Here is a 13,469-nt window from a genome sequence, read left to right on the forward strand (position 1 = left end):
TCAGGGTGTCTCACTCCGTTGTGCCCAAGCTAGCAAATCCGACGGGTGTCGTGACGGTATTGTTTGAAGCGGTCGAATTTGCCGCTTTTGATACCGTTGGATGGGCTGACGGTATCAGACGGCAGAATCAGAAGTGAGGCTGATTTTGCTTACTGACAAAGAGCTTGGCGCTCTTTCATCCAAAGAAAAGATGTTCAAAGTAGCCGACCGCGACGGCATGTACGTCGCGGTGCTACCTACCGGGACCAAAGCATTCCGGTACGACTACCGCCTCAACGGCAGGCGCGAAACTCTTGCTATTGGCCGATATGATCCCGCTCTCAAGTTATCCCGAGATGCCGATGCACTTGAATATGGGATGAGCTTGTCGTTGCGCGAGGCACGTGCGTTGCTAGATCGGGCGCGACTGGAGGTGGAACGTGGAGCGTCGCCATCCCGTGCCAAGGTGGAGAAGCGCACGGCGGCCAACGCGGCCCTGACGTTTGGTGGCTGGGCAACGAAATATTTTGAGTTCAAGGCAGATCCCAGGAGCGGTGCCGAGCAGCTCGCTGACAGCACCTTGGAGCTGCGGCGCTCTACCTTTCGTCGCGTTATTGAGCCTGAGTTGGGGCGCCTGAAGCTTGAGGAGGTTACACCTCAACGCTTGATGCAGCTGTGCCTGGATGCCAAGGAGAAGCGTGGCCCTGCAGTTGGCGTTCACGTTCGCGAAGTTGTGCACGCGGTGTTTCGCCATGCCCACGGGAACGGCATTTCTGTCCCCAACCCGGCTGACGCGATTCGTTCCAGTGCGATTGCCACATTTGAGCCGCGCGACCGAGCTCTGCCGCCGGGGGAAATTCGAAAGTTCTTCGCTGCGCTGGAGAAGGTCGCAACCACACCAACCCTGCGCCTGGCCCTGAAGTTCGTTTTGTTGACGGGCGTGCGCAAGAACGAGTTCATTGGGGCGACGTGGGCTGAAATTGACTTTGACAAGGGGCTCTGGATCATTCCTGCCTCGCGCATGAAGGCCGGAAAGCCGCATGCTGTGCCCCTCAGCGATCAGGCATTGGACATTCTCACGACATTCCGCACCTGCTTCGCCGCCAGCCAATACCTTCATCCTGGCCGTTATAATCACGATGCGCCGATCAGCAACGCCACACTGAATCGAGTGATCGACGCGGCGGTGAAGATCATCGCGAAGGAGGAGCCAGAATTCCAGACGTTCGGCGTACATGACCTGCGGCGCACGTTCTCCACAGGCCTCAATCGAGCCAAGTTTGATGAACGCTGGATCGAAATGAGCCTGGCGCATGCACCGCGCAACCAGATTGCCAGCATCTACAACGTCAATAAATATCTGACCGAGCGCAGAATAATGCTCCAGTGTTGGGCCGATATGGTGGAGGCATGGGGGCGCGGTGATACTGCTCGTGAGCTGATCGCCGATGCAAAGCGGCGCGCGGCGGAGGTACATGAGGATGACATCGATGACGATCTCTGAGCCCGATACGTCCGGTCGAGCATTGCTCGACCACTTGCCATCGTCAGATGCGCCGTGGAACGAGCTTGAGACTTTCTGCCAACGCATCGCTGGTCCGAGGGGGGACCCCAGGGAGATCAATGAATTGGCTGAGATAGCGCGCGGCGTGGTGGAGGCGTTGCGCGCAGCCAGCACTCGTGATCTGCTCACAGCGGCATACTTCTTCTGGCGCAAATTCCGATGGAACGAGGGGCTCGATACTGAGGCCGAGAGCACGCTGCGCCGGGTCATTGGTGAGCTGGGGCGCCGATGTGCGGCGGAGGGGGATGGCCGGCGGTAACGTTCCGGCCCGCATGGTGATCAGCTATCGCTGTTGCTGCGCTGAGTTCTTGCGGAACTTGGCCGGCGGCACACCGTAAGCCTTCTTGAAAGTAGTGGAAAGATGACATTGTGAGCCAAAGCCACTTTTCAATGCCACATTGACGATTGATATCTCTTGCCGGTGCGCCAACAACTCCTTGGCGAGCTCTAGGCGCCGTTGTCGAACATAGGCAGCCGGCGGGAGCCCCATCGCAGCGCCAAATATCCTGGTGAGATGAAACCTTGACACGTGGGCAGCAGCGGCGATGCCGGCCACGTTCATTCGTTGGTCACCCAAGTTGGCATGGATGTATTCGACGGCCTTCATGATCCGTTTGTCGATCGGCGGTGTCGAGGTGCGAGGGGGGCCTGACGCAATTGTTGCTGCACGATGTCTGATGGCTTCGTCGAGCAGGCGGTCAAGGTAGGCATCTCGTTCGTGCCGAAGGGCCGTCTGCGCCCGCAGTAGGTGGGGCATCACGTGATCTTTCTTGGTACAGGCCATCTTGCACGAAGCCTCCGAATTTTGCTCGCGTTGTGATCACGCATGTGGGCGTCGTGACCGCAAGATCGGGTCATCGCAACGTCATCACAATGAACCGATATGCCAGGATCGAACAAGGAAGGGCCGCAACCTCAAACGGCAGCCCAACGACAGCACAAGTACCAAAAGTCATTGGCAGAGAAGGGACTGGAGCGCATTACGCTCACGGTCGATCGCGCATCTGTTCAGCGCATGCGCGATATATCGCGTGACCACAACGCGACGTTTGGCGAGGTCTTCAAGCTGGGCCTGCTCGTCGCAGAGCGGGAGCTCGCCAAACGCGCGGCTGAGACGCCATGATCGAGCTGCCGATCTATCGTGCCCTCGATATTGCGCCTGGGCAAAGGTATTTCGACTGCCTGCCTCTCCGTGCGAGCCTCAGCACTTCGTCCTGCGCGCAGCGCTGGGCAGCTGCGGAGACATCCTCACAATGCCACGCATGTGAACTCGGACGCGCACATCACGCCGATCACAATTTGGACAAGCGTCCCGGTCTCAGAAAAACCGACGCGAATGTGGGTGCGTGCTTTCGTTGCGGCCGCACTGATCTGCGGATCATCAAGGTCAACGGGTTATGCGTCTCGTGCTCGAATCGCGAGGCCGAATGGCGCAAGGGGCGCAACGGCAAGGGCAAGCCGCCGATCACGTTCAAGCCGCTCCACAGCATCGAGGTCGCGGTGCAGCGGCCTGATGCAAGCCACGAGCGGCACCTGGTGCAGGCGCTCCACGACGCTGAGGCGCTAGGCCGCGTCCTGCGCAATCTGCCCGCAGGTGGACGGCTGCAGACAAGTGAGCGGCGCGTTGTGGCTTGGAATGCCGCCACCAGTGCTTTCGAGCATGTTTGCGAGCGCTGCGGGACTGCCGGCTTGATCCTGGAGCGTATGCGGGGCGAGGGGGCTTTGGAGCGCCATGCATGGTGCTGTAACGGCGAGCCGGTTGGAGCTGGCTGGTGCCTAGCCGAAGTGCGTAGATTGCCCTTCGCGCTCGATGCCGAAGCAGCGGCAGTGTGGCTTAACACCGATCCAGATGTTCAGGAGCCGGGTGATGCGTGGGTGCCGACAGCGTATCCGTGCAAGTGCGGCGCTGGCCTAATCGAGGGGCTCCTGACAAAGCCTGCCCGCCGCTGGAATACTCGATGCAGAGCATGCGGCGATTCGAGCACGAATGATCCGATGCTTGGTGATATGTAATATTTGGAAAAATATCGTCTCTTATGCAGTTGAATAAGCTGAATACGAGCAGCCGATTTGTCCAATATCCTTCGGCATTTTCTGACCGTAGCGGCTGCGTGGTCATCAATTTTGATAGCGGCCTCATTTTGTCTCGCGGGAGTTCGTGACGATACAGTTGGTCGCAAGCCGACTTACCGGCGAATATTTCTGGAGCAAACAGTTATGGCAAAGCAGAGCAGCACTTCAATCATGGATCGTGCGCTGGCGCAGATTGCAGCGGCCCGAATTCACCCAGATACGTTGCTGACGGTGAAAGCGATCGAAATGCTGACGGGCTTGAGCCGCCCGTCGCTTTATCGCCACGCCAAAGCAGGCGTATTTCCCGCGCCGGTTATGCCCGGTCGCTGGCATGGCGGCGCAGTGCTGAAGCATCTTGCACGCAAAGCCAGCAGCAACAGCGTGATTGAAAAGAGTGTGGCCTAACACGGCGCGACGCGGCGTCGTGACGACATGATCTGCATATGGATGCAATTCATCACCCCCCTCAACTGGTGCGCAGAAGTGAAGCCGCTGCAATGCTTGGCATTGGCCGCAGGACTTTGTCGCGCCTTGTATCGAATGGTCGCATCTCAAAGGTGGTGATCTCATCGCGCGCCTCGCGCATCTCTCTCGCCGAGATTCAGCGCTTTATCGCTGAGTCTAAGGCGAAGGGACACGCCCCATAAATGCGAAAGCCCAAACCTCTGTAAAGGTTGGGCTTCCTGGGTACTGCTGGTGCAGTGATGCGATGTATACGAATACCATACATTTTACGTCACGACGCTGGCAGCTTCAAAATTTCTATTGGAGTTGCAATGAGCGCAATGGAATTTTTGTTTGAGCTGACGCCTATCGAATACTGGCGCTGTTTGCTCAATGTTGTGTGCGGCAAGGGCCATGGCTTGAAGGTCGTTGTCTATTCGCGTGATGGGGTTGATTGCGTCGAGATTCTTGGAGGCCGCTTGCCTGGGAAGTGGCGCACCAGCATGAAACGCGCATTTGCTTATTGGGAGAAGCCGCGTTCTGGTTGGGTGCCTTGGTCAGACGCGAGTATCGTATGGCATACGTCTGATGACGGCAACGGCCCCCGTTACTCTGTGCCGAGCCAAGATGTACTTGTTGGGTTGCTCGGCGATTACACCAGGGCTTCAACGGGGGCAACCAAATGATCGCTGTTGTCATCTACAAGAGCCGCACCTTGCAGGCAGTCCTCCTTGCAACCTGCGTGATCTCCTCATTTACCCTCACTGACATGGCCGTTGGTACCTTGATCGACACATGGGACACTTGCACTGCGTGCGTTGGGAGCGCCGTATGATCAGCACCTCTCTGACTCCTGAAACATTGGCTCGAAGCCTCTCGCCCCGCGCCAAGCATTCAACTCCAACGGTTCCTTTACGCGACGCCAACCCCGAACGGGTACGCTCCGCGCTTCAATTCTTGGACCCGCACGATCGCGAGGTCTGGGTCAAAATGGCGTTCGCCGTCAAGTCGGAGATGGGCGAAGCGGGTTTCGATATTTGGGATGAGTGGGGCGCGCAGCACCCACGCCCGGCATCGGAAATCAAGTCAACATGGAAGTCGGCAAAGCCGGGCGGGAAAGTCGGCCTTGGCTCGCTGATCTATGAGGCGAAGTCGGCAGGCTGGAAGGATGATTCCAAGTTCGAGAAGCCATCGGCTGAAGTGATCGCGCAGCGCCAAGCCGCTTCCGCTCAGCGCCAAGCGCAGTACGAGGCTGAGCTCACTGCTGAGCAGGAAGCCGCCGCCCAACTCGCTCAAAAGCTGTGGGATGAGGCTGAATCAGAGTTTGAGGGGCATGACTACCTAACGCGCAAAGGCGTTCAATCTCATGGCTTGAAGGTTGGCCCGTTCAGGATCGAGCGCACAGATCCGAACACTGGAGAGGTAGCCGTGTCGAGCCCGAAGGCGCTGCTGGTGCCGCTGTATGACTTTGATGGAAAACTCTGGAATGTGCAGGCCATCAGCAGGAATCCGGGCAAGAAAAATAAACGGGTACTCCAAGATAGCAAGACATCTGGGTGCTTCTTCTCCTTCGGGACGCCTCAGACGATCGATGGCCGCAAGGTGTTTATCCTCGGTGAGGGCTATGCCACATGCGCCAGCATCTTCGAGGACACCGGCCACATGGTGCTCATGTGCATCAACTCCAGCAACATCCTGAACGTCGCCAAGACGCTGCGCGAGCGCGATCCAGATGCCATCATCCTGATCGCTGCCGACAACGATTTGTGGAGCCGCAAGCCTGATGGCACACCGCGCAATCCGGGGCTTGAGTCGGCCAACAAGGCCGCGCAGGCGGTCGGCGGCATCGTGGCCTATCCGCCGTTCTGTGAAGCCGACGCCACCGGCAAGGATGAAAAGGGCAACGTCACCGGCCCGAAGGATTTCAACGACTGGCACGGCATCAATGGGCCGGGCTCGGTCGCCGAGGTGATCAATGCCGCCCTGGCGACCAAGGAGACGGGGGAGCCGGGTGAGGTACCGTATGTGGTGCTCGCCCCCAACATCAGAGATGCTCGCGCGATTGAGTACGCGCTCATGCTTTCGGATGACATCGAGTCTGAGCTCCGCCGCCTTGAAGGCGTCAATTCTGGTTCGAAGCTAGATCCAGACGTGTTTCCCTATGACAAGCGAGGGCTGGAACGAATGGTTCGTGGCGTGCGCGAACTGTGGCCCTCTGCTCGCATCGATATTTTGGCCGAGCGTTCGGACGCAGCAGAGGCCCGGCGGGTGGCCGATAAATTCGGCGCCAGCGTCAACTTGCCACCAGCGCCAGAAGGCGGCTGGGCGGGCTGGGGTGAGTTTTATTTGGATTCGGTCTTTGACCTCATTGGTGGCGATGAAGAAGTCCGCCAACTGGTCCAGGACGAATTGCGCAGGCTCGCGGGCGTGGCTTCGACGAGCCAGTCAGGCACATCCGTTGAGGCGGCTTCACCAGCGCCGTCCAACACATCGCCGCCAGCCCGTGAGGTGGTGGATGTGCACCACATGCAGACGGTGGACCCGTTTGACTGGCCGAATCTAAGCGAGCGCATGAAGCCGCTGAACACCATCCCGAACCTGCGCTTCCTGCTGGACAGTTACGGGTTCACGGTGCGCTATGACGTCATTCGCAAAGACATGCTGGTCACCCATCCCGGCCAGAGCGGTACCCGCGACAACATGCGGTCAAAGGCGATCGACACCGTGATCAGCCTGTGCGCGCTGAATAGCTTGGCCAAGACCGACACTCCATCATTCATGATGAGCATCGCCGATGACCGCCCATACAACCCGGCCGTGGAATTCATCACATCCAAGCCATGGGATGGTGTATCGCGCTTGGCGGATCTGCTGGCAACCGTGGAGACCAAACCGGGCTTCGATCGCGAGCTGTTCGCCTTCCTGATGCGCCGCTGGCTGATCTCTGCCGTTGCGGCGGTGGCAATGCCCGCTGGCTTCTGGAGCAAGGGTGTTCTGGTGTTCCAGGGCGATCAGTCGCTTGGCAAAACGACCTGGTTTCGCTCACTACTGCCGCAGCAACTGCGCGACCTGATGAAGGTGGACGCGAGCATTGATCCATCCAACAAAGACACCATCATCAGTGTTGTCTCGCACTGGCTTGTGGAGCTGGGCGAGCTGGATGGTACCCTGCGCAAGGCGGACATCGCACGTCTGAAGGGCTTCATCAGCCAGGACATCGATCAATTCCGCCGCCCATACGGCAGGACTGAGGAGAAGTTCCAGCGCCGCACTGTGTTCTTCGCATCGGTGAACCCCGAGCAATTCCTTGCCGATGACACCGGCAACGTGCGCTGGTGGACGGTGCCCGTGACCGGCGTGAACAGCGAGCACGGCATCGACATGCAGCAGCTGTGGGCCGAGGTCTACACGCTCTTCCAGGCTGGCGAGCGCTGGTGGCTTGATCGAGATGAGGAGCGCCTGCTCAACGCCAGCAACGTGCAGCATGAGCAGCGCGATCCGATCGATGAACTGATCGCCAGCAAGTACGATTTTTCCGATCCGGCTCGCCACCGTCTTACTGCAACGCAAGTGCTGTTGGCGCTCGGCTATCAGAGCCCCAGCAAGAAGCTGCTGAACGATGCGACCGGGATCATGCGCAAGCACTTCGGCGAGCCGAACAGGACCGGCAAGGGCAGGTTCTTCCAAGTGCCCAACATGATCTTGCGCTACTGACTTGGTCACTTGGTCACCTAGTTGGTCACTGAGTTGCTCACTCAAAAAATCCAATGGTGATAAGGGTATGCCTTCTTTTAGTGACCAAGTGTAAGCGCACGGCAAACCCATGTTGACCGCCGATGGCGACCATTGCTGACGATCAGATGTCAGTGGGCTGCCAGCGGTGCGGCAAGAGCTCGTCGATACGGCTGGCCTTGTGCGTGGGCAGCCTTGTGAGCACGTCCTGGAGGTAGGCATAGGGGTCATGCCCGTTCATGCGCGCCGACTGCACCAGGCTCATCACCGCCGCCGCCCGCTGGCCCGCGCGCAGGCTGCCGGCGAACAGCCAATTGGCTCTGCCAATGGCAATGGGCCGGATCTGGTTCTCGATCCAGTTGTTGTCCACGGGCAGTTGCCCGTCATCGACGAAGCGTGTCAACGCCGTCCAGCGCCTGAGGCTGTAATCCAGGGCCTTGGCCGTTGCTGAGCTATCGGGCAGTTTCTGCCGCTGCAATGTCATCCACTGGTGCAACGCATCCAGGATCGGCTTGGTGTGCTGCTGACGAATGGCTTTGCGTTGATCGGCGTTCAGTTCCTTGACCTCGCGCTCGATGTCATAGACCTTGGCGAATTGCTCCAGCGCGAACCCGGCAAGCTGGCTTTTGTTCGCCGCATGGAGGTCAAAGAGTTTGCGCCGGGCATGCGCCAGGCAGCCCACCTCGGTCACGCCACTGGCAATCAGGGCCTTGTAGCCGGCGAAGTCGTCGCAAACCAGTGCCCCCTTCCAGTCGCCCAGGAAGTTGCGGGCATGCTCGCCAGCCCTGGACTCGCAGAAGTCATACACCACGGCTTTCATGTCTTCGAACGCCCCTGGCGCGTAGGCCCACAGGTAGGCGCGATGCGTCGCTCCCTTGCCAGGTTTGAGCATTTGCACTGGCGTCTCGTCGGCGTGCAGCACACGGTGGCCGAGTATTTCCGCCTTGAGCGCATCGACTAGCGGCTGCAGCCGCACGCCGCAGGTGCCTACCCACTGCGCCAGAGTCGAGCGAGGAATGGCCAGACCGGCGCGCGCAAAGATGCTTTCCTGACGGTACAGCGGCAAGTGGTCCGCGTATTTGGCCACCAGCACCTGGGCCAGCAGGCCGGTGGTGGGGATGCCTTTGTCGATCACATGCGCTTCAACCGGCGCCTGGGTGATGGTCTCGCATTGGGCGCAGGCCCACTTGCCACGGATGTGACGCTCCACCGTGAACACGCCGGGCACATAGTCGAGCTTTTCGGCCACGTCTTCGCCGATGCGTTTCATCTGACAGCCGCACTGGCAGGTGGTCGAATCGGGCTCGTGGCGGATCTCGCGGCGCGGCAGATTGGCCGGCAGCGGCTGGCGTTTGGGCTGTTGTTTGGCTTGCGGGGCAGCGGCCGCAGGCTGCAGCTGCTCGATCTCCAAGCAGACAGCCGCCAAGTCGGCCTCGATCTCGTCTTCGAGCAAGCTGCGCTGCTCGGCGTTGAAGCGCTCGGACTGTGCGGCGAACTTCATGCGTTTCAAGAGCGCATTCTCGTGGGTGAGCTTGGCGTTGAGCGCCTGGCTGTGGCGTAGTTCTGTGAGCAGCCGCGTGGTCATCTCGCGCAGCTGCTCGGCGCTCAGATCATCCAGGAATTGCGGCTGCATCAACATGACAGGCAGTGTGCCAAGCATGGCACTGCGCTGCCATGCGCAGATCCACCGATTGCGCGCCGGCTTCAGACCATGGTGATAATGCCGGCGTTTCCCATGCGTTGCCAGGGTAGGCCCAGCACCAGGGCGTCAAGCTGGACAGGCTCCAACTGCCACTGCTCATCGCCTGGCGTCGGCCAGACGAACTTGCCCTGGTGCAGGCGGCGAGCGGCCAGCCAGATGCCTATGCCGTCGTGCACCAGCACCTTGATGCGGTTGGCGCGTCTGTTGGCGAACAGGTAGGCATGGTGAGGGTGGGCGGCGCCGAAGACGGCGACTACGCGGGCCAGCGCCGTGTCGGTGCCGGCGCGCATGTCCAGCGGGGCCGTGGCAAGCCAGGCAGCGTCGATACGGATCATTGCCGCAGCACCTGCAACAAACCCTGCAATGCGCGGGAACACTCGCCAGCAGCGGCCAGCGGCCAATTGACCGTCACGAGGGTGCCGTGATGACAGCACTCGATGCGGATGTCTGATGAGCAAGCTGCCGATGCAGCACTTGGGGCAGCTTGTACACCCGCTGCCTGAGGCCCCATCACCGGCGAGCCCAGCGCCACCGCGATGAAGGCGGGCACGGGGTTGGACGGCACCGGATGAGCCTGATGCGCTGGGGCACAAACAGCCTGTGCATTGGCCATTGGCTCAGCCGCTGCATCGGCGCAGTGTGGGGCGATGCCGGACGCATCAGCATGCGCGGTATCGCAGGCGCTCTGGTGCTGGCCCAGACGATGCTCCTTGAGCCAGCGATGCAGCACGTTGGCATTCATGCCATGTTCACGCGCTGTGGCGGCAATTGATGCGCCGGGCTGCTGGCACGCAGCGATCAGTTCAGCCTTGAATTGCGCGCTGTAGACCCGGCGCGTGCGGGGGACACAGGAGCGCGAATGGGGAATCTCTTGAGACATGGTGTGCACGATGGTTTACGTGGACACGATGGTGCTTGCAATTGCTCATTCGGGGTAGATGGGTTGGCCGGACGGATACGACCAAGTGACCAACTATTCATAAGAAAAAGAATGTACCCCATATTAAGATACATGTAGTTACACTGAGTAATGTACTCCTAGGAGAGCTGGTCACTTTAGTCACTTGGTCACCGGTTCAAATACCGCTATGAAAAAACCCGTTTAAAATCAATTGGTTGCAATAGTTCTTATGCGGTGACCAACCCGAAAAGTGGTGACCAAGCCTGAAGTGCAGCGATGTGGGCCAGTTGATGCGTACGATGTGGCGAAAGCATGTGAGCGTTCGCCAACTGTTTGCGTCCTTATGCGCGCGCGTGCATGAGGCGGCAACTCCTGGAGCAACATGAGCGAGGCGATCTTCTACAGCGGGCCGGTTGATGCCTGCGATGGTTGCGGGCGTCCGCAGGGTGATCAGTCGGGGTTCGGTGATGTAGCCCTCCATGGTGCTCACGGCCATGGGACTGCTGTGCTTGCCGTGCTGTGCGGCCGATGGTGTGCGATGGGGCTGGGGCATCGGCCAGCGGTACGCGCGCCGGCCTGATGCTCGGTGGGAGTTGGTGAAGGGCGGCTAGCGGACTAGGCTGGTTGAGCGTCCCGCACGCGCATGATCGTGGCGCGGCTGGTGTTGAGCGCGCGTGCCACAGCAGCGATGGCCTGACCACCAGCGAGGCGTTGCAGCACATCAGATTCCTGAGCATCAGTGAGGACACGTGGCCGGCCCAAAGCTTTGCCCTCAGCCTTGGCGCGTGCTAGGCCGGCTTGCGTGCGCTCAATCAACAGGTCGCGCTCGAATTCAGCTACGGCGCTGATCACAGCCATGGTCATCTTGCCGGCTGGACTGGTGAGATCCACGCCGCCCAGCGCAAGGCAGTGCACCCTGACACCCATGTCGGCGAGAAACTCCACAGTGGTGCGCACGTCCATAGCGTTGCGACCAAGGCGGTCGAGCTTGGTCACTACCAGCACGTCGCCGGCCTCCAGCTTGTCCATCAACTTCCTGAAGCCGGGCCTCTCATTGGCTGCGATGCTGCCCGAGATGGTTTCGGCAACGACGCGCGTCGGCTGTACCTGGAAGCCGGCTGCGGCAATTTCCTGTACTTGGTTGTCAGTTGTTTGACCGGCGGTCGAAACACGGCAGTAGGCGAAAACGCGGGTCATGGCATGAGTATGTTCAAAAAGGATGTTCAAAAAGGATGTTCAAATCCTATCCATGTTCAAAACTGGTGTCCACTATTTTTTGAACATGTTGAAAGCAGGCGACGATAAACGGTCGTATTTGGACACCTTTAGATGTGGTCCAGTTGTTGGTGTTGTCAGTGGCACGCGCCTAGTGTGAAATCGATCAGGTTCATGTTGCCGTTGACGTTTCGTGGCGTTGAAACCACCGTGGCACAAATAGCCGCTCCTCTTTGACCACGTAAGTCATAGAGTTGGCCTCGCTTCTCGGTGCTGTCGAGTTTGATTTCCAGATAGACGCGCGGCACATCGCTGGCGCAGTAGCCGTTATAGCCAATTTGCTCGCACAGTGCATCGATCCCTTGGTCGCGGGCATTGAGCAGAGCTGACACGCGATAGGGTTTGAAATTTTCAATGCCGATACTGGTCATTTTTTTGAGAGCAGCAAAGCTCACCAACTGGGCATTTGGTGGGCCAGCGAATGCTTGTGTTTGTGAGCGATAGACCTGTGCCACTGTGGGTTGCACGGCTCCGCAGCACATCAGGAGGGCAAGACTGAGTCGTTGAGCAATGGATGTGTACGCATGCATGGTGAATCTTGAATGAGTTAAGACAAGATGAGTATATGTGGAAGATCGTCCGTGGTGCAATTGTCCACATATTAAGACGATGAGGAATGCCCATTGCATCCCCTAAATACGCAGATCTTCCTGAGCTGGTCGCCTTAGGAGCGGCTATTAAGCAAGTGCGTTCTGAAAAAAAAATCAGTCAAGAAGAGCTCGCTCATCGGGCAGGGATAGACCGTAGTTATGCGAGTTCGGTTGAGAGAGGACGACAAAATCCTGGCATCGTATTGGTACTGCAAATTGCCGTTGCGCTGGAAATTTCTGCCGCGGAGCTGTTGGAACTGGCTGGGTTATGAGATGGCTAGCTGACGACTTTGCAGCGCCTCTGGACCGTCATTGGGAGGCGAATTCAACAGGCATGGCCTCCACTGCTTGGCAAAGGTGACCGTGACTGTTTCGCCCGATTCATACTTGATTTCGAAGCCGTAGGAACACCAGCGCATATTAAGCGCGGGTACACTGACCTGACCATCGTGAACATGGCTCGAATGCCGTCGTTTTGGGCCTTTGGCAGCAGCAGTTGATGCCGCGCCATGACCCGATAAATGCGCTTGTGGTTCATCGCCTGTTGACCTTGCGAACGTCGCTACCGGTTGAGCAGTGCCCCGGCCCTTCGATAGCCGTAGCTGGGAAGCTCAGCGATGTGGCGACGAACGTCGGCCAGCAATGACTCATTCAGAGCCGGCGCGCGGCCACCGCTGCCATCTCGCCAGTCACCGGGCCGCACATGCAGATTGGAGCGCGCACGTCCTGCAGCCAACAGACCGATTTCATTGGCTGTTCCTGGGCAACAAGGGCGAGCACGCAACCCACTTTTTTGAGACGGCGATCTCCACGGCTTCCTTGAGAATCTCGTTCTCCAAGGTCTTCTTGCCTAAGACGCGTTGCACCTTGGCAATCTCGGCGCGGGCTGCGACCAACTCCGACGCCGGCACAACCGCTTCTCCTGCGCTCACGGCAACCAACGCGCCTTCGCGATCTAGGCTGCGCCATGTGAACAGCAGGCTTGCCGATAGGCACTCCTAGCGGGCCACGAGCGATACACTCATACCCGGTTCATAGGTCTTGCGAACCAAGGCCGCCTTCTCGGCAGCCGACCAGCATCGCCTGCGCTAGTCTCGGGTAATGACTTCGATAGTCTCGGTATGCCCAGTCATTAATACAGTCCTATGCTTATGTGAAAGATAAGCGATGGGCCATGTCCAGAGATTCAGGGGGCTATCTCAGGGGCAA

At 59.0% G+C, this 13,469-nt stretch carries 16 protein-coding genes and 1 pseudogene; 9 read left to right on the top strand and 8 right to left on the bottom strand.

All coding sequences use genetic code 11. The annotated features are described in order from the left end of the window. Positions 1-133 precede the first annotated feature (133 nt). Both G7047_RS04895 and G7047_RS04900 read left to right on the top strand, forming a co-directional pair. A complete protein-coding gene (locus tag G7047_RS04895; RefSeq protein WP_240939374.1) occupies positions 134-1,483 on the top strand; it encodes a site-specific integrase in 1,350 nt (449 codons plus the stop codon). Next, positions 1,470-1,802, top strand: a complete 333-nt coding sequence (locus G7047_RS04900) for a hypothetical protein (RefSeq protein ID WP_166301561.1) — start codon at positions 1,470-1,472, stop codon at positions 1,800-1,802. Before G7047_RS04895 ends, G7047_RS04900 begins: the two co-directional genes overlap by 14 nt. Positions 1,803-1,826: 24 nt before the next feature. On the opposite strand, the gene G7047_RS04905 is transcribed toward G7047_RS04900, so the two are convergent. After that, a complete protein-coding gene (locus G7047_RS04905) occupies positions 1,827-2,327 on the bottom strand; it encodes a helix-turn-helix transcriptional regulator (protein WP_166301564.1) in 501 nt (166 codons plus the stop codon). Positions 2,328-2,426: 99 nt separating this feature from the next. Here G7047_RS04905 and G7047_RS04910 point away from each other — a divergent pair, with 99 nt between their 5' ends. From G7047_RS04910 to G7047_RS04935, 6 genes are all read left to right on the top strand, one after another. Further along, complete coding sequence (locus tag G7047_RS04910; RefSeq protein ID WP_166301567.1) at positions 2,427-2,666, top strand: hypothetical protein; 240 nt, start codon at positions 2,427-2,429, stop codon at positions 2,664-2,666. Continuing rightward, on the top strand, positions 2,663-3,556 hold the full coding sequence (locus G7047_RS04915; RefSeq protein WP_166301570.1) for a hypothetical protein: 894 nt from the start codon (positions 2,663-2,665) through the stop codon (positions 3,554-3,556). Before G7047_RS04910 ends, G7047_RS04915 begins: the two co-directional genes overlap by 4 nt. 57 nt (positions 3,557-3,613) lie before the next feature. Further along, the gene (locus tag G7047_RS04920; protein ID WP_166301573.1) at positions 3,614-4,021 is read left to right on the top strand and encodes an AlpA family transcriptional regulator; all 408 of its coding nucleotides are present in this window, start codon (positions 3,614-3,616) and stop codon (positions 4,019-4,021) included. Between the two features lie 38 nt (positions 4,022-4,059). Next, positions 4,060-4,263: an AlpA family transcriptional regulator gene (locus G7047_RS31450; protein ID WP_166301576.1), complete on the top strand. Its 204-nt coding sequence runs from the start codon at positions 4,060-4,062 to the stop codon at positions 4,261-4,263. Positions 4,264-4,392: 129 nt separating this feature from the next. Then, positions 4,393-4,746: a hypothetical protein gene (locus G7047_RS04930; protein ID WP_166301579.1), complete on the top strand. Its 354-nt coding sequence runs from the start codon at positions 4,393-4,395 to the stop codon at positions 4,744-4,746. 145 nt (positions 4,747-4,891) lie between these two features. Continuing rightward, positions 4,892-7,774, top strand: coding sequence for a VapE domain-containing protein (locus G7047_RS04935; RefSeq protein ID WP_256376816.1), 2,883 nt, complete (start codon positions 4,892-4,894; stop codon positions 7,772-7,774). Between the two features lie 142 nt (positions 7,775-7,916). Here G7047_RS04935 and G7047_RS04940 read toward each other — a convergent pair whose 3' ends face one another. The 6 genes from G7047_RS04940 to G7047_RS04965 form a co-directional block, all read right to left on the bottom strand. Beyond that, positions 7,917-9,425: an IS66 family transposase gene (locus G7047_RS04940; protein ID WP_205904826.1), complete on the bottom strand. Its 1,509-nt coding sequence runs from the start codon at positions 9,423-9,425 to the stop codon at positions 7,917-7,919. A gap of 71 nt (positions 9,426-9,496) precedes the next feature. Continuing rightward, the gene (tnpB, locus tag G7047_RS04945; protein ID WP_166301587.1) at positions 9,497-9,829 is read right to left on the bottom strand and encodes an IS66 family insertion sequence element accessory protein TnpB; all 333 of its coding nucleotides are present in this window, start codon (positions 9,827-9,829) and stop codon (positions 9,497-9,499) included. Beyond that, positions 9,826-10,374 (bottom strand): transposase, encoded by a 549-nt coding sequence (locus G7047_RS04950; RefSeq protein ID WP_082759168.1) that lies wholly within the window; start codon positions 10,372-10,374, stop codon positions 9,826-9,828. The genes tnpB and G7047_RS04950 overlap by 4 nt, the downstream gene beginning before the upstream one ends. Positions 10,375-10,570: 196 nt before the next feature. After that, positions 10,571-10,891 carry a hypothetical protein gene (locus G7047_RS04955; protein ID WP_166301590.1) on the bottom strand — a complete coding sequence of 107 codons (321 nt, stop codon included), beginning with the start codon at positions 10,889-10,891 and terminating at the stop codon, positions 10,571-10,573. Between the two features lie 119 nt (positions 10,892-11,010). Then, positions 11,011-11,592 (bottom strand): recombinase family protein, encoded by a 582-nt coding sequence (locus G7047_RS04960; protein ID WP_166301593.1) that lies wholly within the window; start codon positions 11,590-11,592, stop codon positions 11,011-11,013. A gap of 155 nt (positions 11,593-11,747) precedes the next feature. Continuing rightward, a complete protein-coding gene (locus G7047_RS04965) occupies positions 11,748-12,200 on the bottom strand; it encodes a hypothetical protein (protein ID WP_166301596.1) in 453 nt (150 codons plus the stop codon). 86 nt (positions 12,201-12,286) lie between these two features. Here G7047_RS04965 and G7047_RS04970 point away from each other — a divergent pair, with 86 nt between their 5' ends. Beyond that, a complete protein-coding gene (locus G7047_RS04970) occupies positions 12,287-12,532 on the top strand; it encodes a helix-turn-helix domain-containing protein (RefSeq protein WP_166301599.1) in 246 nt (81 codons plus the stop codon). 75 nt (positions 12,533-12,607) lie between these two features. On the opposite strand, the pseudogene G7047_RS31060 reads toward G7047_RS04970, so the two are convergent. Continuing rightward, a pseudogene (locus tag G7047_RS31060) lies at positions 12,608-13,393 on the bottom strand (transposase); the annotation flags it as partial. Positions 13,394-13,469: the final 76 nt, after the last annotated feature.

The organism is Diaphorobacter sp. HDW4A, from assembly GCF_011305995.1.
Lineage (GTDB): Bacteria > Pseudomonadota > Gammaproteobacteria > Burkholderiales > Burkholderiaceae_C > Diaphorobacter_A.